Source organism: Anabaenopsis tanganyikae CS-531 (genome assembly GCF_029891675.1).
Lineage (GTDB): Bacteria > Cyanobacteriota > Cyanobacteriia > Cyanobacteriales > Nostocaceae > Anabaenopsis > Anabaenopsis arnoldii.
On record NZ_JANQDF010000020.1, the window covers coordinates 1 to 24784 of the forward strand.

Here is a 24784-nt window from a genome sequence, read left to right on the forward strand (position 1 = left end):
GGTGATGATAAGTAAACTCAACCAGATAATTAAAGGATGGTGTAATTACTACTCATCAGTAGTAAGTAAAGAAATCTTCAATAGTATCTCTAATCAGGTTTATCAACGATTGTACAGATGGGCAAAGCGCCGACACCCCAATAAAGCTGATAAATGGATAACCAATAAGTATTGGCATACCATTGGAGGTAATAACTGGGAATTTGCAGTTAAGACGGAGGATAAATTCATCAAACTGTATAGACACCCAGAAACTCCTATTGTACGTCATGTTAAGGTTAAAAGCAATGCCTCACCATTTGACGGTAATTGGGTATATTGGAGTTCAAGAATGACAAACCATCCTGAAGCCAATAAAAGAGTAGCGACCCTACTTAAAAGGCAAAAGGGTAAATGTCCAGAATGTGGGCATTACTTTAAGGACGGTGATGTAATGGAAGTAGACCACATCCTACCCATCTCCAAAGGTGGAAAAGATGAATATAAAAACCTACAACTATTACACAGACATTGCCACGACAGAAAGACAGCCAGTGATGGAAGTCTTGCAGGTATGACTATTTGTTCACGAAATTTTGCATTTGTAGGAATGTCACTTCGCAACAATACATCTGGGTCAGTTTTGACAATTTCCTGAAGAATATCAGTCTTCATACTAGCTAACCATGCAGCAGTTTCATGAAGCTGAGGAACTAATTTGCGTTCTGGGTCTTCAGGTGAAACAATCAGACTCATTGCTTGAACTAACGGTATCTTATGCTGAACCAAATACCATGCTGCAAGAAATTCAGCGTAGCTTTGGTGAGCAAAACCCATACGATTAGTGCCGCGAGAAGAGAATAAACCTGTAACAGATAAAACTTCGCGGATATCATCTTTTTCGACAAAAAAATCTTGCTGATTAATACTTTCTTTGCCTACACATAAATCCAGAATAGCTATATCTGAATTAGGTATATCTGTCAGTTCCGGACTTGTCCAAATAGCAGATCGGTTAGCAAAAATCATCACAGCCGCAATACGGCCTGCTATTATTAAACGCTGATACTCATTTAATCTAACTCTGAATCCTGACTCTAGACGGTCTGGGTTAACTTCCTTACACAAGTGTAGACAACCCTGCTCATATAGTTCTTTTTGAGAAGGAGGAAATTGTTCATTTTTAGAATAGGTGCTGAGGAGGAATTTTAATGTAACTGGTTTAATAGCGAGTGGAGTAGCTTCTCTATTTAAAATTTCCTGTATAAATTTTTCATAATTTACACCATTCGCTTGAGCAGCTTCAGTAACATCTATCCTGCGTAAGGGGGCTAGTTCGTATATTCCTGTACTAGCTTCTTTCCATTTGTCCTTAAGTTTTTGCTCCAAGCTAGAACTTTCTAACCAAACTGATGTTCTACAAGTAATCCGAAAATAAAGGCGATCTGTAGGAAGATTTTTTATCTCGTTCTTTAAAATTCTGACAAGTATTTTTATCGAGAGTAAACCTTCATCTAAACTATCGAGAAACAGATGTAGTTTATGATGTCCGTGCAGCCAAGTTGTAAATGTTTCGTTGCGAAAAATGGCCTCACACAAATCTTCTTTAGAATCATAATCACCGAGATTAAACCACAAACAAGTATCTTCGGATTCACGTACTTGGTCACGAACTTGCTTGTATGCTTCCTGAGTTGCTGTGGTCTTACCAAGACCTGGTTCACCCAACAGTATTAGGCAGGAAATATGGGATATTTTGCTAAATGAAACTACCTCAGCATTAGCCAAACGCCCATATTCTGATTCTGGGTCATCTAAAAATCCACCATAGTCAAGCCTGATATTTCCTGTGGTTGAACACCAGAATCGTTTCCAGTTATACATACTTTTGGTGCTTTCTAAAACCAATTAATCTCTAGTTTATATCACTTGAGAAATAGTGTCTTCTCACACTACCCAAAACTCAGAATATGGTGGTAAGATACGGCTCCGACATTGGGGCTAGGAAACTTGTGTCATATCAAAGGTATGTGGTTGGGTGGGTGTCAATACGGTTCAGTTAAGCCTCAAAGTCATGTAAATTAAGCATTGTTCCCAAGAATGGAAATTAAGTGTGGTGCATCTGAGAGATTTTTCGTTGGTGTGTCCCGATATACAAAATGGTGACTTGCTCAAAGCAATCGAGATGGCTATTCCAGCAACGGCAATTGAACAAGCGATAAGCCTACGGTATGGCTTCGCTTACCGCCATATCGCTTGATTACTAGCTTATTAGATATTGAAAAATTTCCGGCACAGTTGTTAGCTAGAGAATATCATCAGCGTTGGGAAGTAGAAAATACCATTGATGAATTGAAAATACACCTTTTAGTGCGAAAAACTCACGTTCGTTCCCAAACACCACGCGAAGTAGTGCAGGAAATATATGGCTGGTTGTTGGGACATTGGTCAGTCAGGGTGTTAATGTTTCAAGCCGCAACTACTGCCGGGGTTCCACCATTACGTCTGAGTTTTACAGGAACATTAGGGGTCATTCGTCGTGCTATTCCTAAGTTTCAACGCTTACAGCCAGAAGAATTCCCCCTTTTTTCGATTGGTTAACCATAGAGATTCTGGATACGTTGTTACCCGAACGAATTCACCGTACTAACCCCAGGGTTGTGAAAAAACCTGTATCAAAGTTTTGTTCTAAAAAGCCAAAACACAGAGGTATTGGAAAACGAGTAGAAGCTCCGAAGTTTCACATCACTAATAAGCTTCTTACCCTTAACTGAACTGTATTGTGACCTACTCACCTACTTACTCACCGGCCGCGCCCTTGACCTGGCGGGATTCTAACCAGATGGGTATGACAATCAAGGTAACAAGGATTAGTAAGGCTGCGATCGCAAATTGACTCACCCAAGCAACTAGTTGTTCTAGGGAGACAACTCTACCAGCAAAGAAAGCTAAGGTTACCATGAGACTGGCCCAGGCGGTGGCTCCTGCTAAGTTGTACAAAAAGAATTTTCTGAAAGGCATTTCGGCTATACCAGCCAGTGGTGCGGCAAAAATCCGTAACAATGCGAAAAAACGCCCAAAAAATACGGCTTTAGTCGCATTTTCACTAAATTGATCTTTAATATTCAATAACCGCTCATCGGAAATCCGAAAGAGTTTACCTATTTTTACTAGAAAAGGCCAGCCGCCCCATTTACCAAGCCAATAGCCGCAAGCACCACCAATGACAGCACCTGCAACGGCATCACTAAGAACTAACCAATAGTTTAGTTCCTCACTACCGGAGAGAAACCCGCCCACTAGGGTTACGGTTTCACCAGGAAGAGGAATGCCCAAATTTTCTAGCAAAATTCCCCAAAAAATTGCCCAGTAACCATACTGGTGAGCAAATTCCTGGATGTTTTCTAGTGAAATCAGATCAACAGACATCCCGCACCGCCGCCTTTACAATTTTTTACCTTTTATATATCTTGGCGCTTCTATGGCTGAGGTGTCAATCAAGCTGCTTCCACAATTGAAATTTCCAGATTGCCACTTACTTGTCAAGGAGATTTTTAGATGCAGATTTACACGTCTCTCCAAACCTTGACTCCATCCCCAAGCATTAAATGTATATTTATGCAACTTTATTTAGCAGTTTTTATTAAATATTTATCAATGGTATGGTAAGATATAAAGATATGGTAAAAGATACCCTTGATACCGAAATTAGTAAACAATCATGCGTATACTTATATGAGTCATAATAAATTATACGACATTTTAAAGATAAAACAGTGATTTTGTCGTTGAAACCGAATCAGTATTGATGTCAAATTTCTGTTCTGTCACGTGTTCCAACTAGTTTGTTAAATTCATGATTATCTCACAAGATCAAGTAGTTTTATTTAAGCCCCACGGCAGTATAGACTTGCAAGGTGGAATGGCTTTTAGCAAACAGATGCTTGAAGTGGTACCCCGGCCTCATCAACTCTGGGTTCTTGATATGTCAGAAGTAGATTTCATGGACAGTTCAGGATTAGTCCCCCTCATCAATGGACTAACTTCTGCGCGTGAAAATAATTGTCGTCTAGTTTTGTGTAACGTACAAGCTCCGGTGAGATTAATTTTGGAGCTAACACAGCTGGACTCAGTATTTGAAATTTTTGATACTTATGAGGATATTTTCACTCACAGCCATGATAAAAATCTAGTGGTGGCTTGATATATTCACCTATGGTCAGATTGTAACGTTGAAATTCCCCGAATTAAAAACTCGGGGATTCTTGTTTTCAAGGGATCAGCTACGCAAGTGTGACATTGCCTTGTTAGACAGCAACAGCTTCTGTCTGTTCTGCTTCTGCTTCTGCTTGTGCTGTTTCCTTTGGTAGTTCCTGCTTAATGGTCAAGTAACGAATTACTTCTTCACTCAAACGCATAGCACGTTCCATAACAGCGATGGCATTTCCGGGGCCTGTGTAGTTCATTTGAACATAAATGCCATCCCGATGCTTTTTAATTTCATAAGCTAGGCGACGTTTACCACGGTTTTGAATTTCGATGTTTTCAGCACCTTGTTCAGTCAGCAAGTTTTGGTATTTAGCAATTGCTTGCTCTACCTGTTCATCTCCTAGGTCTGGACGGAGAATGTAAATTGTTTCGTAAACTATAGACATGATTTTCAGTCACCTTATGGACAAAGGGCTGCTGATGTGATTTGATACAAAAATATCACCACTGATACTAATAATTATCAACATCTCAGCAACAAGGAATTATAATCTTATCAGTTTTTCAGCAAAATTATGAGCCAAATGCGCCAATTTTTAGATTTTAGATTTTAGATTTTAGATCCAATCTAAAATCTAAAGCAGCTGGTAATCGCAAACAAAAGGATATTCATCAAGTTTATGGCGCAGCGCTATGTGCGAGTTCAAAATCTAGAAGGCAAGATTTACTATGGATTGCTACAACTATCCCTGAGCGTGCAGGTGTTAGATGCTCCTCCCTGGTTAGAAGGACAACCCACGGATTTAATTCTAGAACCGGAAAATTATCAAATTCTCACCCCATGTGCGCCCTCAAAAGTAGTGGCGGTAGGGAAGAATTATGCAGACCATGCTCAGGAAATGGGATCTACAGTCCCCAAAGAACCATTAATATTTCTCAAGCCATCAACGTCTATTATTCCTACGGAAACACAGATTAAGTATCCTCCGCAGTCCCAGCGGGTGGACTACGAGGGTGAGCTAGCACTAGTAATTGGCGATCGCACTTGTGACTGCACACCAGAAGAAGCCCAAACTAAAATTTGGGGCTATACTGTCGCTAACGATGTCACGGCAAGGGACTTACAACAACAGGATGGCCAATGGACTCGCGCCAAGGGTTTTGATACCTTCTGTCCCCTAGGTCCTTGGATTGTGCGCGAAGTAAATCCCGGTGCGAGGTTACAGACTTTCTTGAATGACGATCGCACTCCTGTGCAATCTGCTTGTATTGATGAGATGGTATTTCCCCCTGATGTCCTAGTTTCCTACATTAGTCAGGTGATGACACTACTACCAGGGGATGTAGTGCTTACCGGTACGCCATTTGGCGTAGGACAATTACACATCGGCGATCGCATTCGGGTAGAAATTGAAGGCATTGGTCGCCTAGAGAACACAGTCACCAAACGTTAACACTTACCGTATTTGCATATGCACTGCATCGGAAATGGCGGGAATTTCTGCATAACGCCCCAACAAGGATTGGGCTACAGAATATACAAATGCTGCTAATATGCCGATAAAGATGGTGTTTGTGAGGGTTTCTGTGGCCAAGCCAGCACCAGGAACCAAACCCACAACTTCCAGTAGGATGGAACACAAAAATAAAACAATGCTTAGAAGAATTGCTTGCATAGTATTGAAACGAATAAAGTGATTTATTTTTTCGTTTCTGATTACCAGGGCAAACAAAGCCAAGAAAATAATTAGACTAGCAAAGGGAATACTGCCATAAATTGCTACTATGGGACTCAAAGGGATAAACAGCAATTTTAGTACAGGAAACTGTCCAAACAAAAAGCTACCAAAGCTGAGACTTTCAACCAGGGGGAGTAAATAAGGTAAACAAGCAAAAATCCGGTCAGGAACCGTTGTAGACCCGCGCCAAGTCATTGTGGGTTCTCCTATGGCTAAATTTCAAGAGTTACTTGAGCCTAGGATAACGCAGTTATGTAGTCTAGCGGCAAAATCCGATTATTCAATATCGGCAATTCGGAAACCCATCATACATTCATATTGCTGTGCTTGCTGTGCCGCCAGTTTGTGAATAGCTTGAGCACATCGCAGTTGACCCCCATACCAACGGGGTTGACCGCTACCGTCAGCCAGTAAACAAGATTGGCAAACTTTCCCAGGAGCAAGGATTTGATTATCCATTAAAATGACTAACATCGCATCCGATTCCAAAATGCTAACAATGGCTCACCTCATAAAAAATCGCGATCGCACTCAAAAATCCGGTGAACTTTAACTTATTGTATGTATAACGACCTAAAAAACCAAAGTATGTAACGAAAGGTAAAATAACCTATTCCCCATCAAGGGTAAAATTTGAGATTCAAGAGCTATGGGTTTTACCCTCAATGTACCAGGGTAAACACGCCCTCATCCCTCCTCCACAGGAACTAGAAACAGATTGTTGAGCAAATTTCTACCAAGGATAACTTTCAGTGACTAAAACCAATTCCGAAATTTTGGCTAACTCCGATCCCGCCATCGCTGAGTTAATTAACCAAGAACTACAGCGTCAACGCCAGCACCTAGAATTAATTGCTAGTGAAAACTTTACCTCAGCTGCGGTACTAGCGGCTCAAGGTTCAGTATTAACTAATAAATATGCCGAAGGTTTACCAAGTAAACGTTATTATGGCGGTTGTGAATTTGTTGATCAAATCGAACAAATAGCCATCGACCGAGCTAAACAGCTATTTGGTGCCGCTCATGCTAATGTCCAACCCCACTCCGGCGCTCAGGCAAATTTTGCAGTTTTCTTGACATTGTTGCAACCAGGTGATAAAATAATGGGGATGGATTTGTCCCACGGTGGACATCTGACCCACGGTTCGCCGGTAAATGTTTCCGGAAAGTGGTTCCAAGTTTGCCACTATGGTGTTAGTCAAGAAACAGAACAGCTAGACTACGAACAAATCCGCGAGCAGGCGCTAAGGGAGCGTCCTAAGCTCATAATCTGCGGATATTCGGCTTATCCCCGGGTGATTGACTTTGAAAAGTTCCGCAGCATTGCCGATGAAGTAGGAGCTTACTTACTAGCAGATATTGCCCATATTGCGGGTTTAGTGGCTAGCGGTCTGCACCCAAGCCCGATTCCTTTCTGTGATGTAGTGACAACCACGACCCATAAAACTCTCCGCGGTCCCCGTGGTGGTTTGATTTTGACCCGGGATGCTGAGTTGGGTAAGAAGCTAGATAAGTCAGTTTTTCCCGGTAGCCAAGGCGGACCCCTAGAACACGTCATCGCCGGTAAGGCAGTGGCTTTTGGCGAAGCACTAAAACCCGATTTTCAACAGTATTCGGCTCAAGTAATTGATAATGCCCGGGCTTTGGCTAGTCAACTGCAAACCCGTGGGTTAAAGCTGGTGTCTAATGGGACAGATAACCATTTAATGTTAGTAGATTTACAGAATATTGGACTCACAGGTAAACAAGCTGATCAACTGGTGAGTGAGGTAAATATTACCGCCAATAAGAATACAGTTCCCTTTGACCCACAATCACCATTTGTTACTAGTGGTCTAAGATTGGGTTCCCCAGCTATGACTACACGGGGTATGGGGATCGCAGAATTTACCGAGATTGGTAATATTATCGCTGATAGGCTACTTTCCCCCGGTTCTGAGACAGTAATACAAGATTGTCGCCAACGGGTAGCGGCATTGTGCGATCGCTTCCCCTTGTACCCACATCTGCACATTCCCGTACCAGCCTTAGCTTAGTTAAATTCGCGCAAAGGTAGAAGTTGTATAGGTTGAGAAACCCGCCAAAAACAGAGGGGATAAAAAATCAAACCTTGAGATCCTGATACCTTTGCGCCTTTGCGACTTGACCAAAAAAAACCTCTCTTTAACCCCATTCACCTCCATGAGTGCAGAAATTATTTGTGTTGGTACAGAACTACTCCTAGGGGACATCCTGAATAGTAACTCCCAATATATAGCCCAACAACTAGCCCAACTAGGAATACCCCACTACTATCAAACAGTAGTAGGCGATAACCCAGAAAGAGTCAAACAAGTCATAGAAATTGCCATATCAAGGGCGCAAATTCTGATTTTCACCGGTGGTTTAGGTCCCACACCCGACGACCTCACCTGTGAAACCATCGCCGATTTTTTTGGCGTTCCTTTGATAGAACGTCCAGAAATCATTGCAGACATTACCGATAAATTCGCCCAACGAGGTCGGGTCATGAGCCCCACCAACCGCAAACAAGCATTAATTCCCCAAGGTGCAGAAATTTTACCTAATCCCAGTGGGACAGCCCCAGGGATTATTTGGCAACCCAGACCTAATGTAACCATTTTTACCTTTCCTGGTGTTCCCTCAGAAATGCATCAGATGTGGACAGAAACAGCAGTACCTTTTCTCAAAAATCAAGGTTGGGGAAAAGAAATTATTTACAGCCGCAGTTTAAAGTTCTGGGGTATTGGTGAATCAGCTCTAGCAGAAAAAGTTGCCCCGTATTTTAACTTACCTAACCCCACCGTCGCCCCTTACGCCGGTAAAGGCGAAGTCAGATTACGCATTTCCGCCAAAGCCCCCACAACAGAAGCCGCAGAGGCTTTAATTACCCCTGTGGAGAAACAGCTAAAAGACATTGCTGGGTTAGATTACTACGGGAGTGGTAATGATACTTTAGCCGCTGTTGTTGGTAAATTATTACGTATTAAAACTGAGACTATTTCCGTAGCCGAGTCCTGTACAGGTGGAGGACTGGGACAAATGTTAACGGATATTTCCGGTAGTTCTGATTACTTTTGGGGTGGGGTAATTGCTTATGATAACTCCGCCAAGGTCAAGTTACTAGGAGTGAACCCAGAGGATTTAGATAAATTTGGCGCTGTCAGTGCTACTGTTGCTGAACAAATGGCTATGGGGGTGAAAAACCGCCTGTCAACTACCTGGGGATTAAGTATTACTGGTATTGCTGGCCCCACTGGAGGAACTGATACTAAGCCCGTGGGTTTAGTTTACATCGGTTTAGCCGGACCGCAGGATGAAGTGACTAGTTTTGAGTATCGCTTTGGAGCGATGCGGGGACGTGCTTTAATTCGTCATGTCAGTGCTAATACAGCTTTGGATTTGCTGCGGCGCTTAATAGTTAGGATTTAATTCATTACTCACAGATGATTTATCAACTAAAACTTAAATTTAAGGTTGCGTTATAGCAACGGGATCCCCACAAGAGTTTTAACACTCTTATTTCCACCAGATTTCATCTAATTGGCCTAGAGAATTAAGCTAGAAGGGGGTTTTTCACCCCCTTGGAACTTTTAATCGGTTTCGATGAAGTCTATAGTTTCCACAAAATCCAAAATACTCTCCTTAATCTCCTCGGCTCCTTCTTTAATAGAACTGGGTTTTTCACCCCTATCAAAGCTTTCCTGACTGCTAACTATATATAAATAGTTAGAATGCATAAATGCTAAAAGCCCTCGGTATGCGTCTAGTCTGCTGGTATTACCGTTATTTTGTGCTTGGGGAATTGTTGACCCCTGGGGCATATCAATTAACGCAAAGAAAGAACCTTCAATAGCGTTTTTTAAATACTCAGTATATATGACTTCTGCCTTGGGCAGATTAGTAAAAATTACTTCTGGAACATACTTGTTGAGCAAAATTGACTGCAAATATTCTTCCTGCCCAATAGATTCTACCTGTTCTAGTTGTTCTGAGGATATGGGGTAATGATCAATTCTCAGCATAGTACCGAAACTATCAAAAAAGCCCACCACCCCGTCTTCACTTTTTACCTGACCTCCCTGCCGTGGGTCAACAGGAATGGGAACTGAAAAATTACCAGAGGGCGATTCATATACATCTTCGCCATAATCTCTGTCTATGATTATGTCGTTCTCGTCTTCTAGGTAAAGTGCTTCTTCTCCTTCTTGATAGGCGGCAATTACTTCTTGTATGATTTCATAGGCTTCTTCATCTTCCAAGTCTAAAGCTTTCTGTAATTGCTTGAGATACGGCTGTTTGTCTTTGGGGATAATTAAATCGTCTTCATCTATAATCACCATTACCCCCACAGCAAAAGCATCTAGCACTAGTTCCAGGGTAAGGCTTTTACTCGCAACATTAAATAGGCTTCCCAGTCCCTCATTTGCGGCAATGTCTATCAGTCTATGAACTATTTGGGCAATTCCATCTTCTGAGTATTCCTCAAAAACTTCAAGGTCCCACAGGATACTCGCTAAAACTTCTGCATCCGCTTCCTCTATGGAATAATGAGCAATTTCTGTCACCACTGCCATCGCTGCTACTGCTTCTTCTGGAGTCAGTGATTCTTTGGTGGTCTTTGTAGAATTAAAAATCTGATCATATTTAGTCATAATTACTACCTCCTATTTCTTAAGTAGTACGAGCATATTAAAAGTCACAATGGTCACTTTCGTAATTTAGCTAACCTCTTGTACCAAGGATTCGCTATTGTTTAGTTAACTGGATATCTCATGAGTAACAAAGAGTGCCAATTAAGCCTACCATCTTTGTCAAACTCCTGATTGACCTGACCCTAAATTTCAGTCATACTAAGATCCACAGCATATATAGTAATATTGGTGTTTTGTTTAACCCTGGGATTCTTAAATATTTTATCCTTAATATTTACTCTACAATTACTCTACAATTCAATTACCATAGCAGTAATTATCTCTTGCTGGAATGATCTGGTAAATTAATTTCATCTATGGTAAGAATTTTTAACCAGCTAGCAATAGATTTCTATACCATGAGCAAGATGTTACCTCTAAATTGTTTTTAATCATACACAAAAATTACGGATATATACGTAAAGTCCGCTTTAGTTTCTGGGTGGGTACACCCGTGCCTCAATATCTTCGAGAGTTTTTAATAATAAACGCTTCGCTTGTAATTGCCATCCCCACTTTTGGATTCGGAAAGCCGCTACACTCCCCAGCACACCTGCTAATAAAAGCACCGGTTGATTGACGGAAATTCCGAATAACAAACCTAACCCTGCAATGCCCCAAAATGGTAAGGCTACTGCTTGCCTTTGTTCTTCCACCAGATTAGTAATAATATTAGGTTTCATGGTAGCTAATAGTTCAGCTTTAACTTGCCTCTGTTCCACCATCGATACAGACAAACCGATTTTACGGCGCATTTTTTCAATTTTGCGGGCATCAGTACTGTATTGAGTTAGTTCATCTTCAGCCATTTGTAGTAGTCTTTCTAGTTGTGCCATTGTATGATCAATCTGGGACTGTGCTCTGGTTATGATCTCGAAAATTTAATTTTCTAACTATATTGTTGCATCTAATAGCACAATCTCAAGTATTAAGGATAAAATTAGACATGGGAAAAATATTTTAAGAATCACTGACAACCAAAGCGTCTACTTGAGAGGTAATACAGATGGTTACAGTATCTCAGAATACAGGTTTTCAATCTGATAAAGCGCGATCACTCATTCTCTGGTTTGATGAAATTGGTATTAGTGATATACCCCTAGTAGGTGGGAAAAATGCCTCACTGGGAGAAATGATTCAACAACTGACACATCAAGGGGTAAACGTCCCCACGGGATTTGCTACCACCGCCTACGCTTATCGCTATTTCATCGCCTCAGCAGGGTTAGAAGCCAAATTACGTCAACTGTTTGCTGACTTGGATGTTGAAGATGTCACAAATTTAAAAGCACGAGGCAAAAAAGCCCGATTGCTAGTCATGGAAACACCGTTTCCTCAAGACTTACGGGATGCGATCGCCACCGCATATCTAAAATTATGTAAGAAATATCACCAAGACACAGATGTAGCAGTCCGTTCTAGCGCCACCGCCGAAGACCTTCCCGACGCTAGTTTTGCCGGACAGCAAGAAAGCTACTTAAATGTGGTCGGTGTAGAGGGAGTCCTAGCAGCTTGTCATCGTTGCTTTGCATCCCTATTTACAGATCGCGCCATTTCCTATCGCCACACCAAGGGATTTGACCACTTTAGCATTGCCCTCACCGTCGGCGTTCAAAAAATGGTCCGTTCCGACCTAGCCACCTCCGGGGTCATGTTCTCCATTGACACCGAAACCGGGTTTAAAGATGCAGCACTAATTAACGCCGCCTACGGTTTAGGAGAGAACGTAGTTCAAGGAACCGTCAACCCCGATGAATACTACGTATTTAAACCGACATTAAAAGCAGGTTTTCGCCCCATCATCGATAAGAAATTGGGCAGCAAAGAGCTAAAAATGATTTATGATGATGGCTCAAAACATACAAAAAATGTCCCAGTCCCGGAAACAGAACAAGGTAAATTTGCCCTCAGTGATAGCGAAATCCTCCAACTGGCATATTGGGCTTGTTTAATAGAAGACCACTATACCCAAGCCAACGGTAATTACTCCCCCATGGATATTGAATGGGCTAAAGATGGTATTACTAATCAATTATTCATTGTCCAAGCCCGTCCCGAAACAGTCCAATCACAGAAAACAGGAAACCTATTACGCAGCTATCACTTCGTTAAAACCCATAAGGAAGCCAACCCCCCCCAACCCCTAGTGACTGGTCGCGCCATTGGCGAAGCCATTGCTCAAGGTAAAGTTAAGCTAATTTTAAATGTCAATAAGATTGAACAGTTTGAACCAGGAGACATATTAGTAACACAGAGAACAGACCCAGACTGGGAACCAATTATGAAACGCGCCGGGGCGATTATTACTAATGCTGGTGGGCGCACCTGTCATGCAGCCATTATTGCGCGAGAATTGGGAGTACCCGCAATTGTGGGATGTGGCAATGCTACAGCCATATTAAAAACCGGTCAAGAAGTTACCATTTCTTGCGCCGAGGGTGATGAAGGTAGAGTTTATCATGGCTTGTTACCCTTTGAAATTAAAGAAGTTGCTTTAGAAAACTTACCCCGCACCCGTACCCAAATTTTAATGAATGTGGGTAACCCCCAAGAAGCATTAAGTTTATCTGCAATTCCCAACGACGGAGTTGGTTTAGCACGCACAGAATTTATTATTGCTAACCACATCCAAGTTCATCCTATGGCCTTGATTCACTATGAAAAGCTAGAGGATGAAGTCAAAACCAAAATTGATCAAATTACCGCCCTTTACGAAGACAAACCCCAATATTTTGTCGATAAATTAGCCCAGGGTATAAGCAGAATTGCGGCGGCTTTTTATCCTAAGCCGGTAATTGTGAGAATGTCAGATTTCAAGACCAATGAATATGCTAATCTCTTAGGCGGTCAGCAGTTTGAACCCAAGGAAGAAAACCCCATGCTGGGTTGGCGCGGAGCATCACGTTACTATGACCCGGGTTACAGAGAAGGTTTTGCTCTGGAGTGTCAAGCCATCAAGGGAGTACGAGATGATATGGGTTTGACTAATGTCATCCCCATGATTCCCTTCTGTCGTACTCCCGATGAGGGGCGTTTAGTGTTGGCGGAAATGGCAAAAAATCATCTCAAACAAGGTGCCAATGGCTTACAGGTTTATGTTATGTGTGAGTTACCTAGTAATGTGATTATGGCTGAGGAGTTTGCACAAGTTTTTGATGGCTTTTCTATCGGTTCCAATGACTTAACCCAGCTAACCCTAGGATTAGATAGAGATTCGGCATTAGTAGCACATTTGTTTGATGAACGCACCCCAGCAGTTAAGCAAATGGTCAAAATGGCTATACAATCCGCTAAAAAGCAGCAGCGTAAAATCGGCATTTGTGGACAAGCACCCAGCGATTACCCAGAATTTGCGCGGTTTTTAGTGGAAGAAGGAATTGATTCTATTAGTCTTAATCCCGATTCGGTTTTAAAAACACTATTGGAGATAGCAAAGGTAGAGGAAAATATCTAAAATCGGCATTTAACCAAATAAGTTTGCTTAAAAACGTGGTAAATGTAATTTCAGGTAGATAACCACGTTAACAATTACTACAATAAATTTATGCCCACTGAAGATAAATGCTGTACCATTGTCCCCTACTTCCAAGTTAATAGTGGGAAGCTAGACGCTTTCAAGGATTTGTGTGAGCAGTTTGTCAAAAAAACTAGTGAGGAATCTAGGTGTCTCTATTATGGATTTAGTTTTGATCAAGACCAAGTTCACTGTCGTGAAGGGTATGAAGATGCAGAGGGACTGCTAACTCATCTTGATAATGTTGGTTACTTACTCGAAGAAGCCCTGAAAATTGCCGAGCTGACTCGTTTGGAAATTCACGGACCAGAAGCAGAACTAAGTAAACTCAGGGAACCCTTAGCCGACTTGAAGCCCCAGTTTTTTACTCTTGAGTATGGTTTTAGACGTTGACAAAGCCCCAAGGCTAATTAATGGGCCTTGTTGACGGAAATATCAACACTAAGCAGGGCAATATGGTTATTGTCCTGTTATACTAAACCCTAGCTAAGTCGGTGGCAAATGTTTCCGCGATGAATTTAGTGATGTTGTCAAACATCACTAAATTCTATCATGGCTGGTATTCTTGCTGTAATTTTTGTACTACTTCTACAGATAATCCGGTAACTCGCGCGATCGCTTCTATTGTCATCCCTTCCCCTAGCAAGTTGAGGGCTATTTCCTGTTTACCTTCCTGTTTACCTTCCTGTATACCTTGTTGTATACCTTGTTGTATACCCTCTTGTTTCCCTTCAGTTCTAATCAACTGATAAATCACTGATTCGCGCATAATATCCTGCCGTAATAAGCGTTGAATCACTTCTTGCTTTAATACTAACCCAGCTAAAACTGCTGTGGATGCTGTCAGATTACTTTGCATTCTCTTGTCAGCTACTTTGTTGATTTCATCAGCCACCCTTTGTAATGTTGTAGCTTGATTATTAGTATTACTTAGCACTGCAAATGGTAGTAATCCTGCACTCCCTAAAAATACTGCTGTTGGTTGTTCCCACAGCCGAATTACCCTAAATTCATGTTGTAAGCTGTCAATTTCAAATCTGTCTTTATATACCTCTGGTGATTTAGTCTCTGTTAAATAAATCACTACTTGGTACATACTTTTTTGGGGAAAGCGGCGATACACTCGCAGGCGATAATCCGCCATCCGGAAGGGAATGGACGCATCTGGCTGGGTTTGGAATTCTAGATGTAGAATTACCTCCTCTGATTGCAGTAAAATCAGAGCATCAGCACGGATAGGCTCACTAGATAGTTCTTTGGGACTTAACTGGGTTAAGTCTACGGGTTTTCCCAATAGCCATGTTGCTAAGTCGGTGGCAAATGTTTCCGCGATGAATTTTGTGATGTTATCAAACATCACAAAATTCTATCATGGCTGGTATTCTTGCTGTAATTTTTGTACTACTTCTACAGATAATCCAGTAACTCGGGCGATCGCTTCTATTGTCATCCCTTCCCCTAGCTTAAGGGCTATTTCCTGTTTACCTTCCTGGATACCCAGATCGCTCAAGAATTGCGTGTACCACTGAACTTTGAAATCTCCAGACTACAATCTAAATGGGTATCTGTGTTTAATTTCCGTGTTTTGCGGTTTTCACTTTGGCGAATTGTCATACAGAATTACTATTAGATGTTCTTAAACTTGGCAATGAGTACAATAACCCCACCAAAACGATTAGACCCTCAATTGTGGCAAAAATTTCTCAAGCTAGCCAAACCCTACTGGTTTTCGGAAAAAAAATGGCAAGCTAGGGGATTACTAGGACTGTTGCTAGTCTTGGCACTAGCTGTTAATGGTATTAATGTCAGTATTAGCTTTATTTTCCGGAATGTTGATACTGCTTTGGCGACTTTTCCCCAAACGCAAGATACATCAACTTTTTGGCGATTTATTACCATTTATGCGGGGCTATTAGTCGTTGGTACTCCCATTGTTGTCATGTTTGGCTATCTGCAAGACAAGTTGGGTTTACAATGGCGGGAGTGGTTGACAAACCATTTTATTGATAAATACTTCCAAAATCGTGCTTATTACCAAATTAATTTTAATCAGAAAATTGATAACCCAGACCAGCGGATTGCTGAGGATATTAGAGCATTTACCCGGACTAGTTTATCTTTTTCATTACTGATTCTGACATCAGTTATTACTTTAATCTCTTTTACTGGGGTTTTATTATCTATTTCTGTTTCCCTATCGGTGGCTCTGGTCGTGTATGCTATCTTTGGGACTGTGGTAACCGCTTGGCTGGGTCAAAGGTTAATAGGCATTAATTTTAATCAACTCAAACGCGAGGCTGATTTTCGTTATGGTTTGGTTCATGTGCGGGATAACGCCGAATCCATCGCTTTTTACCAAGGTGAAACAGAAGAAATACTACAGCTTAAACAGCGTTTTTTACAGGCTATTCGTAACTTTGAGTTGTTGATCAATTGGCAACGGAATTTAGGCTTTTTTACTACCAGCTATAATTATTTTGTTTCAGCCCTTCCTTATTTGGTGATTGCACCAATTTACTTTGCGGGTGATACTGAATTTGGGACATTTACCCAAGCTGCGATCGCCTTTAGTCAGATTTTCCGGGCTTTATCTGTGGTGGTGAGTCAGTTTGAAAATTTAACAGCTTTTGCAGCGGGGATTGAACGGATGGGGGACTTAGCCGCAGTCCTGGAAACCACAAACCAAACCCCATCAGGAATGACGACTATTGATATCACAGAAGATTCTCACCTAGCGTTGCGTCGTGTGACCCTGTTGACCCCCAACTATGAACGCACTTTAGTTCGGGATTTACCATTCAGCTTACAACCGGGTGAGGGTCTGGTAATTGTGGGTCATAGTGGTAGTGGTAAGAGTTCCTTATTAAGGGCGATCGCCGGATTATGGAATGCGGGGACTGGTCAGATTATCCGTCCTGCTTTATCGGAGATCATGTTTTTACCCCAACGTCCTTATATGGTTCTAGGTTCGTTGCGCAGTCAGTTACTTTACCCCAACCCTGACAATGATATCAGCGAAAGTAAAATGCGCCATGTCTTAGAAGAGGTGAACTTAGCAGAGTTACCAGAAAGATTTGGAGGCTTTGAAATTGAGTTAGATTGGGCTAATGTTCTCTCCTTAGGTGAACAACAGCGCCTAGCCTTTGCGCGACTCCTACTAAGTAGGCCTAGCTATGTCATCCTAGATGAAGCTACAAGTGCGCTGGATTTAGCTAATGAGAAGAAGCTGTATGAACAACTTAAAGCCAAGGAAACCACATTAATTAGTGTGGGACACCGCCCCAGTTTGTTACAATATCATGAGTATGTATTAGAACTCGATGGCAGCTCTAATTGGCGGTTTTTACCCATATCCGAATATACTCTTGATTTCAATGCTTTTAGTTAATTCTTAACCACTCCTGATGCACATTCACCTCAGACAAAATTAAAAATGTCTCAGGTGTTTTGATTGCGAAAAAACCCTGTTCAACAGCATTTGTGCTGTTGAACTATGGGTTAGATAGGAGTAAATCAACAAGGACTTATGATTCTACGTGTCCCTTTTGCGAGAAGAAGGGATTGGTGGAGATCACTACAGAGAATCTAGCAGCAATCTTCAAGTCATAGAGCAGAATTAACAGAAGTATCGGAATTACTACCGCAGTTAATGCTCTTGAAGTGTAGTAAAGCCTGGACTATAAAGCCCACAAGTCTTTTACAATCAATACTTTAACAAATAAAATCCCATTCATGTGGCCAAATTGGCGTTTTTTTTATCGTTACCGGATTAATCTGCTATATAAAACCTAGACAAAGCTAGACTTTACTTTCTACTTCAACGGGAGCATGGGAGCGGTTATCCCTGGTGTAGACTTGCACGCCTTAGCCAGACGCGATATTTCTCAAGTTAAGATTTACAAGAAAGACCACCGCTATCATTGCTTGGTTTTCGCGTTGGCAATAGTCTTAATTCAATACTTGATATCGTATTATATATCAAGTGGGCGATTTTCTTCACTCACTTATGTCAATACTTGTCAACATAAGTATAGTTTTATCTATAAAATAGTCAGCTTAGGACTAGCTCACCAATTTTCACACCCCAATTCTAAGAATAAAGAAAAATACTGCAATAATTCGTCAAAAAGTATTAATATAAACAGAATACCACTTGGCTTACGGCAGTAGCTACTGGTGATGTCATATTACTATCGCTGCATCCCACAACCTACCGGGGACAGTACTCATGTTTTTCCTTGTCATCAGGCACAAAAATGGGGTTGTCATTGGGCGAGCCTGTGGGCGACAGTAAACAAGCATTTATTTATACTATTACTTAGACCTTACTAATTACCCAGAAAACTTAAAATGTCTCCACTCGGTATCACTACCAGTCACTTAACCCATATCCTAAAAAAGGCAGAGGCAAAATTTTGGCTGTTGTTAGTAGGAGTAAACAAATACCAAGACAAGAGACTACCCTCACTACGCTACTCCGCTGTAGATTGTCAGGGTTTAGCCGCAGCTTTGAGCGACGCTAGCCAAGGACTGACCCAGACTAAGCAGAGGGTTTACCATGATTTATCCGAAATACCGACCCTCTCCACACTGCGGCGTGGCTTAAGTGAAATTACGGATACTGCTCAACCACAGGACACAATTTTATTTTATTTTTCTGGACATGGGATGCTAGATCCCAATTCACAACAAGCATTTTTGTGTTTAGCAGATACTCAAACAGATGACTTACTCAACACAGGTTTAGCTTTACAGGAAGTGTTGCACCTGTTGGGAAATAGTCAGGCGCAAACTCAGTTAGTCTGGCTAGATGCTTGTCATAGCGGTAATCTCACATTCCGCAATTCCAGAAGTAATATAACTACAGCATCCCTACCCAACCCCACATCCCAGATGGTGGAATTATTACGCCAAAGAGCAAAACAGAGTAAAGGATTTTATGCCTTACTGTCCTGTGATACTAATCAACAATCCTGGGAGTTTACCGAACTGGGACATGGCGTATTTACTTATTACTTAATGCGTGGGTTGCGCGGTCAAGCGGCTGATCCCCAAGGATTAATTGATGCTGATGCACTTTATAGATATGTTTATCATCAAACCAGCCAATACATTGAAGACACTAATCAGCAATTACGACTGATTAATCAGCAAAACAAAAGTAGAGGCGACACTCATCTGTATTCGGAATATCCGCAGCAAACACCCAAGCGTATTGTAGAAGGAGTGGGGGAAGTAATTCTGGGATTAAAACCAGCCCTTGTAGAATCTCCCTCTCCCCGACAAGCATTAATAATCGAGGGACTAGCCACAAATCAGACCACCCTAGCTGTAAGTAAATTATTCCGGGGTGTGGGTGGTTTTGAGTTAGAGTATTGGACTGGCTCCATAGAAGCTAGCACTAAAGATTTACACTCTACTATTCAAACCTGTTTACAAACCACACAAGCAGCACCACCCAACCACCCGAGAGTTTTTTCTACAGTACTGTTATATTTACGTGGGCGAATCGAAGAAACTGAAGCTGGTGAACCGGCTTTAATTTTAGGAGAAAATACCCGACTGAGTCGTTCTTGGTTAAGACAAGAACTGAGGCGTTCAACTTATACTCAACAAATTATCATTTTAGATTGCCCCGGGGTAGCCAATGACAAGCCCTCCCTACAAGACTGGGTAGAAGATTTACAACTAGGATTTGATCAAGGACAATGTATAATTGCTGCGGCTTCACCTAAAAATCATCCCGAAAAATTTGCCCAAGCCCTCCACTCTACCTTAGAAGCAGCCCCACCCCAGGGTAGTTTATCAGCTGCGGCTTGGATTACCCAATTACAATTATTTTCTCAGCATGACTTACCTCTACATATTTGGCTATCTGGATCCCAAGGTGTAATTGAAATTATACCCACGGGCAATACAGGCACTCAATCAACAGCAGCTATTGATTTAGGGCTTTGTCCCTACCGGGGTTTACGGGCTTTTCGGGAAGAAGACGCTCAGTATTTTTACGGTAGAGAAGCTGTTGTAGAGCAGCTAATTAGTGAGTTGGGGCAAAAGTCATTTATTGCGGTTGTGGGAGCCTCCGGTAGTGGTAAATCTTCGGTAGTACAGGCGGGATTAATCGCTCAACTGCGACAAGGTAAACTATTACCAGGTAGTGAAGACTGGTGGATGAGAAGCTGTCGCCCTGGTGCCAATCCTCTGCTAGCTTTATCACAGCGCTTGCTAGATAGCGGTACGGAAAAAGAAAAAGCTTACCAGCAGGCGGAATTACAAGGGATGTTGTCCCAAGGGGTAGAAGGGTTTGCCCAGTGGATAGCTCAACGCCCGGAACCAATGGTAATTTTGGTAGTAGACCAATTTGAAGAATTATTTACTCTTGCATCTGGTGAAGATAGACAACGCTTTTTAAAACTTGTCCTAGGCGCGCTGGAACTAATGCCAGATAAGTTTAAATTAATTATTACTTTGCGGGCTGATTTTATCGCCCCCTGTTTAGAAGTACCAGTATTGGTGAAGTTATTACAGCAGTCGAGTGTGCTGTTAACTCCCTGCTTGACGGAACAAGAATACCGACGTGTGATTATTAACCCAGGGCGACAAGTTGGTTTAACAGTCGAGGCGGAATTAGTCGAAGTGCTAGTACAAGAGTTACACCAATCACCGGGGAATTTACCACTGTTAGAATTTGTTCTCGAACAGTTGTGGGAATATCGCGAAAATGGTGCGATTACTTTACAAGCTTACCAACAGCATTTGGGCGGAATTAAAGGAGCTTTGGAAAGTAAAGCTCAAACAGTTTATACTAGTTTAGATGCGGAAGCTCAAGACTGCGCGCGGTGGATTTTTCTGTCGCTGACACAGTTGGGTGAGGGTACAGAAGATACTAGGCGACGGGTATTCAAATCTGAGCTAATTGTGCAAAAATACCCGCAGGCATTGGTAGAAAGAACATTACAAGTGTTAATTGCTGCCAAGCTGGTGGTGGTGAATTTAGAAGAGGATGCAGGGGTGTGGGATGAGGTGAGAGCAGAAGGTAAAATTTCGGACTCATCCCCCCGGTCTTCCCCTGTAACTATAGAAGTAGCTCACGAGGTGCTGATTCGCCATTGGTCAAAGTTGCGCTGGTGGTTGGAGGAAAATCGGGCGCTGTTGCGATCGCGTCGTCAAGTTGCCCAAGCAGCAGCTTTGTGGAAGAATAACAATCAACAGCCTGACTTTCTCTTACAAGGTGTTCGCCTTGCAGAAGCTGAAGAGATTTATCTCAATTACACCGATGAAATATCTGTTGATGTCCAAGGTTTTATTCAAGCTTGTTTAGTAGAAAGACAACGCCAACAACAAATAGAAAAAAATCGACTGCGAAAAGCTCAAAGAACAGTGGGGATTATGAGCATTCTGGGACTGACTGCTTTTGGTTTAGCTGTTTTAGCTTACCAACAAGGTCAAAAAGCCCAGTTACGAGAGATACAAGCCTTAAATGCTTTGTCACAAAACTTTCTGTTTTCCCATCAGGAGTTAGAAGCATTAGTCACGGGACTCGAAGCGGGTAGGGAAGTCCAAAAAAACACCTATGGAATCCCGAGTAATATTCAAGCTCAAACTGCAATCATCCTACAACAAGCACTTTATGGCACTCAAGAACGTCATCGGTTAACCCATGATTCCTGGGTGACTAGTGTTAGTTTTGCACCGGATGGTCAAATACTGGCTGCGGGTTATGCTGATAACAGCATTAAACTATGGAATCGTGATGGCAGTTTAATAGCAACTCTGACAGACCATCAGGGTGAAGTCAATAGCGTCAGTTTCTCACCGGATGGTCAAGTATTTGCTTCTGGTAGTAGTGATAATACCATTAAAATCTGGAGTCGTGATGGTAAGTTAATCACAACTCTCACAGATCATGAAGATGGTGTAAATAGCGTCAGTTTCTCACCGGATGGTGAGTTATTAATCAGTGGGAGTACTGACAAGACTGCCAAATTATGGAGCCGTGAGGGTAAATTGCTCCTCAATTTTAGAGAACATAGCCGAAGTATCAATAGCGTCAGCTTTGCACCAGAAGGTGATACCATTGCTTCAGCTAGTGATGATGGCACGGTGAAACTTTGGAGTTTGGATGGTCGTTTGTTATCAACCTTACCCGCAAGTACCAAAGAAGTCTTGGATGTCAGTTTTAGTCCCGATGGTCAAACAATTGCTTCTGCCACCAATGAATATACAATTAAACTCTGGAGTCGTGATGGTAATTTACTCAGAACTCTAGAAGGGCATACTCTGGGTGTCTGGCAAGTCAGGTTTTCTCCCGATGGTAAAATCATAGCATCTGTGAGCCGTGATCAAACTATTAAACTTTGGACTCGTGCCGGTGACTTATTAGATACTTTACAAGGACATAGCCATGAGGTTAATAGTCTGAGTTTTAGCCCAGATAGCCGCACAATAGCGTCAGGTAGTGATGACAATACTATTAGATTATGGGAGTTGAGAAAAAATTTACCTAAAATTTTCTATGGTCATGAAGGTAGTGTGAATGAAATCAGCTTCACCGCTGATGGAAATACTATCACCTCTATGGGTGATGACAAAACTATGAGGGTCTGGAATTTGGACGGTCAATTACTGGAAACATTACCTTCCCCCATAGAAGATGTTACCAATGTTGGCTTGACTAAAGATCAAAATATAGCGGCCTTGGGACGTACAAACCACAGTATCGACATTCGCCAACGAGATGGGACTTTACTGCATACCCTGAAGGGACATAATAGTTGGATCACGAGTGTGACTTTCAGCCCTGATGATCAAATTCTGGCTTCTGCTAGTGTAGACAAAACTATTAAACTCTGGAGTCGCGACGGTCAGCTGTTACAAACTCTTTCCGGTCATAACGGTTGGGTAACTCATGTCAAATTTAGCCCCGACGGTAAATTTATCGCCTCTGCTAGTGTGGACAAAACTATCAAACTCTGGGACTTAGAGGGTCGCCTGTTGAACACTTTTTCAGGTCATAACGCTAGTGTATGGAAGATTAATTTTGCTCCCGATGGTCAAACTATTGCTTCAGCTAGTGATGATAAAACTGTTAAACTGTGGAGGTTAGACGGTTCACTAGTTCACACCTTCGAGGGGCATACTGGTTTAGTACTTCATGTTAGTTTCTCCCCCGATGGCAAAGTTTTGGCCTCAGCTAGCGATGATGGTACTATCAAACTCTGGAATATTAGTAATGGTATGTTGTTAAAAACCTTCTTTGCTCATAACCAGGGTGCTCACACTGTTAGTTTTAGTCCTGACGGTACTAAGCTAGCTTCTGCGGGTAGGGATGCCACTATTAAATTGTGGAACCTAGAGGAGGTAGAATTGCAAACATTGAAACTCAATGAACTGGTGAGCAATGCTTGCGATCGCCTGGGTGATTATCTCAAAACTAACCCTGATGTGACCACACAAGAGTATGAACTTTGTTTTGACTAGTAAATAGTGGGTAATGTAGGCTCTATAGAAAAAATTGCTTAGGTTAGAATTGAGATCATGAACAGACGCTATTTTTTAGAGGCTAGTACCGCAATTGTCGGCACTGCAGTTTTATCACACAATTTATTTAACATCTTCTCTTGGGGGGACTCCAAAACCATGACGACTTCTAAAAGCCAGTTTGCAATTACTAAACCTGAAGAAGAGTGGCGCAGTATTTTAACGCCGGAACAGTACCGCGTTTTACGAAAACATGGTACAGAACCCGCTTTTAGCAGCTCCCTAGATAAGCAATATGACGAGGGTACTTTTGTCTGTGCTGGGTGCGGACAAGCACTGTTTACATCTGATACTAAGTTTAACAGTGGTACTGGTTGGCCGAGTTTTTTCCAACCAATTGAAGGTGCGATCGCCACTACTGTAGATCGGTCATTTTTTATGACTAGAATCGAAGTGCATTGTAGTAACTGTGGTGGACATCTAGGTCATGTGTTTGATGATGGTCCAGCACCGACCGGTAAGCGCTATTGTATGAACGGTGTCGCCTTGAATTTTGTCCCTGTTTAATGTGACCCTCCTCCCACATTCACACAGATCCCCCACTTCTAGCTAAAAATAATCAAATACATAAGATTCTAGTCAGATTCATCTGACTTTAGCTTTGAGACGGGGGTTTCTAACCCCCGGTTCCCCGTGTAGCATCAAACGCAATTTTTCAACCCAGGGCGATCTGCTTGTAGCAGCGCTTCGCGATCGCACCACAGATCCCCGACTTCTAGCTAAATTATCCTAGATTATCTCTAATAATGTGAGAAGTCGGGGATATTACACCCCCTCCCACAGTCACACAGATCCCCGACTTCTAGCTAAATTATCCTAGAATATCTCTTGACCCCACACCCAGCCCTCACAGGGTAAAAGGTGGGGTATACGCAGTATTAAAAATTGTCACATCACTCAACCAACTATAGTATAATTTATCAATATCAAATCTTTTACCCTGATTGCTCCAGTATCAACACTTACCCTACAGCACCATGAATGCTATATCACAACAGTTGCAACTACTCATCAACCACCAAGACCCAAATAGCCGAGTTGAAGCACTACAGCAACTGTTAGGATATCCATTCAAACAACTTGACCCAGAAGGTTCACGGTTTTGGTAT

General features: G+C 42.0%; 18 protein-coding genes and 1 pseudogene. 11 read left to right on the forward strand and 8 right to left on the reverse strand.

Annotation, left to right across the window (positions count from 1 at the left end; genetic code table 11):
- The first annotated feature begins 4 nt into the window (after positions 1 to 4).
- Entirely contained in the window at positions 5 to 637 is a 633-nt protein-coding gene (locus tag NWP22_RS02275; protein ID WP_280801462.1) for a group II intron maturase-specific domain-containing protein, read from the forward strand.
- Positions 638 to 2196: 1559 nt separating this feature from the next.
- Positions 2197 to 2580 (forward strand): annotated as a pseudogene (locus tag NWP22_RS02280) (transposase); the annotation flags it as partial.
- 198 nt (positions 2581 to 2778) lie between these two features.
- Here NWP22_RS02280 and NWP22_RS02285 read toward each other — a convergent pair.
- Positions 2779 to 3408, reverse strand: coding sequence for a DedA family protein (locus NWP22_RS02285; RefSeq protein ID WP_271734190.1), 630 nt, complete (start codon positions 3406 to 3408; stop codon positions 2779 to 2781).
- Between the two features lie 427 nt (positions 3409 to 3835).
- Here NWP22_RS02285 and NWP22_RS02290 point away from each other — a divergent pair, with 427 nt between their 5' ends.
- Positions 3836 to 4183: an STAS domain-containing protein gene (locus tag NWP22_RS02290; protein ID WP_271734189.1), complete on the forward strand. Its 348-nt coding sequence runs from the start codon at positions 3836 to 3838 to the stop codon at positions 4181 to 4183.
- A gap of 103 nt (positions 4184 to 4286) precedes the next feature.
- On the opposite strand, the gene rpsF is transcribed toward NWP22_RS02290, so the two are convergent.
- Complete coding sequence (rpsF, locus tag NWP22_RS02295) at positions 4287 to 4634, reverse strand: 30S ribosomal protein S6 (protein WP_271734188.1); 348 nt, start codon at positions 4632 to 4634, stop codon at positions 4287 to 4289.
- A gap of 234 nt (positions 4635 to 4868) precedes the next feature.
- Here rpsF and NWP22_RS02300 point away from each other — a divergent pair, with 234 nt between their 5' ends.
- Positions 4869 to 5642 carry a fumarylacetoacetate hydrolase family protein gene (locus NWP22_RS02300; RefSeq protein WP_271734187.1) on the forward strand — a complete coding sequence of 258 codons (774 nt, stop codon included), beginning with the start codon at positions 4869 to 4871 and terminating at the stop codon, positions 5640 to 5642.
- 3 nt (positions 5643 to 5645) lie between these two features.
- Here NWP22_RS02300 and NWP22_RS02305 read toward each other — a convergent pair whose 3' ends face one another.
- Entirely contained in the window at positions 5646 to 6122 is a 477-nt protein-coding gene (locus tag NWP22_RS02305) for a Tic20 family protein (protein WP_271734186.1), read from the reverse strand.
- Between the two features lie 81 nt (positions 6123 to 6203).
- The gene (locus tag NWP22_RS02310) at positions 6204 to 6401 is read right to left on the reverse strand and encodes a hypothetical protein (protein ID WP_271734185.1); all 198 of its coding nucleotides are present in this window, start codon (positions 6399 to 6401) and stop codon (positions 6204 to 6206) included.
- Between the two features lie 278 nt (positions 6402 to 6679).
- On the opposite strand from NWP22_RS02310, the gene glyA reads away from it, so the two are divergent.
- Both glyA and NWP22_RS02320 read left to right on the forward strand, forming a co-directional pair.
- Entirely contained in the window at positions 6680 to 7963 is a 1284-nt protein-coding gene (gene glyA / locus NWP22_RS02315; RefSeq protein WP_271734184.1) for a serine hydroxymethyltransferase, read from the forward strand.
- Between the two features lie 145 nt (positions 7964 to 8108).
- Positions 8109 to 9359: a competence/damage-inducible protein A gene (locus NWP22_RS02320; RefSeq protein WP_271734183.1), complete on the forward strand. Its 1251-nt coding sequence runs from the start codon at positions 8109 to 8111 to the stop codon at positions 9357 to 9359.
- Between the two features lie 161 nt (positions 9360 to 9520).
- On the opposite strand, the gene NWP22_RS02325 is transcribed toward NWP22_RS02320, so the two are convergent.
- Together NWP22_RS02325 and NWP22_RS02330 are read right to left on the reverse strand one after the other, a co-directional pair.
- Entirely contained in the window at positions 9521 to 10582 is a 1062-nt protein-coding gene (locus NWP22_RS02325; protein ID WP_271734182.1) for a tellurite resistance TerB family protein, read from the reverse strand.
- Positions 10583 to 11052: 470 nt separating this feature from the next.
- Positions 11053 to 11457 (reverse strand): hypothetical protein, encoded by a 405-nt coding sequence (locus NWP22_RS02330; protein ID WP_271734181.1) that lies wholly within the window; start codon positions 11455 to 11457, stop codon positions 11053 to 11055.
- A 170-nt stretch (positions 11458 to 11627) separates the two neighbouring features.
- Here NWP22_RS02330 and ppsA point away from each other — a divergent pair, with 170 nt between their 5' ends.
- Positions 11628 to 14075: a phosphoenolpyruvate synthase gene (gene ppsA, locus NWP22_RS02335; RefSeq protein WP_280801459.1), complete on the forward strand. Its 2448-nt coding sequence runs from the start codon at positions 11628 to 11630 to the stop codon at positions 14073 to 14075.
- A 90-nt stretch (positions 14076 to 14165) separates the two neighbouring features.
- The gene (locus tag NWP22_RS02340; protein WP_271734179.1) at positions 14166 to 14528 is read left to right on the forward strand and encodes a putative quinol monooxygenase; all 363 of its coding nucleotides are present in this window, start codon (positions 14166 to 14168) and stop codon (positions 14526 to 14528) included.
- A 157-nt stretch (positions 14529 to 14685) separates the two neighbouring features.
- On the opposite strand, the gene NWP22_RS02345 is transcribed toward NWP22_RS02340, so the two are convergent.
- Positions 14686 to 15492, reverse strand: coding sequence for an Rpn family recombination-promoting nuclease/putative transposase (locus NWP22_RS02345; RefSeq protein ID WP_280801460.1), 807 nt, complete (start codon positions 15490 to 15492; stop codon positions 14686 to 14688).
- 12 nt (positions 15493 to 15504) lie between these two features.
- The gene (locus tag NWP22_RS02350; protein ID WP_271734177.1) at positions 15505 to 15645 is read right to left on the reverse strand and encodes a hypothetical protein; all 141 of its coding nucleotides are present in this window, start codon (positions 15643 to 15645) and stop codon (positions 15505 to 15507) included.
- 138 nt (positions 15646 to 15783) lie between these two features.
- Between NWP22_RS02350 and NWP22_RS02355 the strand changes: the two genes are divergently transcribed.
- The 3 genes from NWP22_RS02355 (at position 15784) to msrB (ending at position 24182) form a co-directional block, all read left to right on the forward strand.
- A complete protein-coding gene (locus tag NWP22_RS02355) occupies positions 15784 to 17523 on the forward strand; it encodes an ABC transporter ATP-binding protein/permease (RefSeq protein WP_271734176.1) in 1740 nt (579 codons plus the stop codon).
- Between the two features lie 962 nt (positions 17524 to 18485).
- A complete protein-coding gene (locus NWP22_RS02360; RefSeq protein WP_280801461.1) occupies positions 18486 to 23615 on the forward strand; it encodes an nSTAND1 domain-containing NTPase in 5130 nt (1709 codons plus the stop codon).
- Positions 23616 to 23672: 57 nt separating this feature from the next.
- Positions 23673 to 24182, forward strand: a complete 510-nt coding sequence (gene msrB / locus NWP22_RS02365) for a peptide-methionine (R)-S-oxide reductase MsrB (RefSeq protein WP_271734174.1) — start codon at positions 23673 to 23675, stop codon at positions 24180 to 24182.
- The last annotated feature ends 602 nt before the right edge of the window (positions 24183 to 24784 follow it).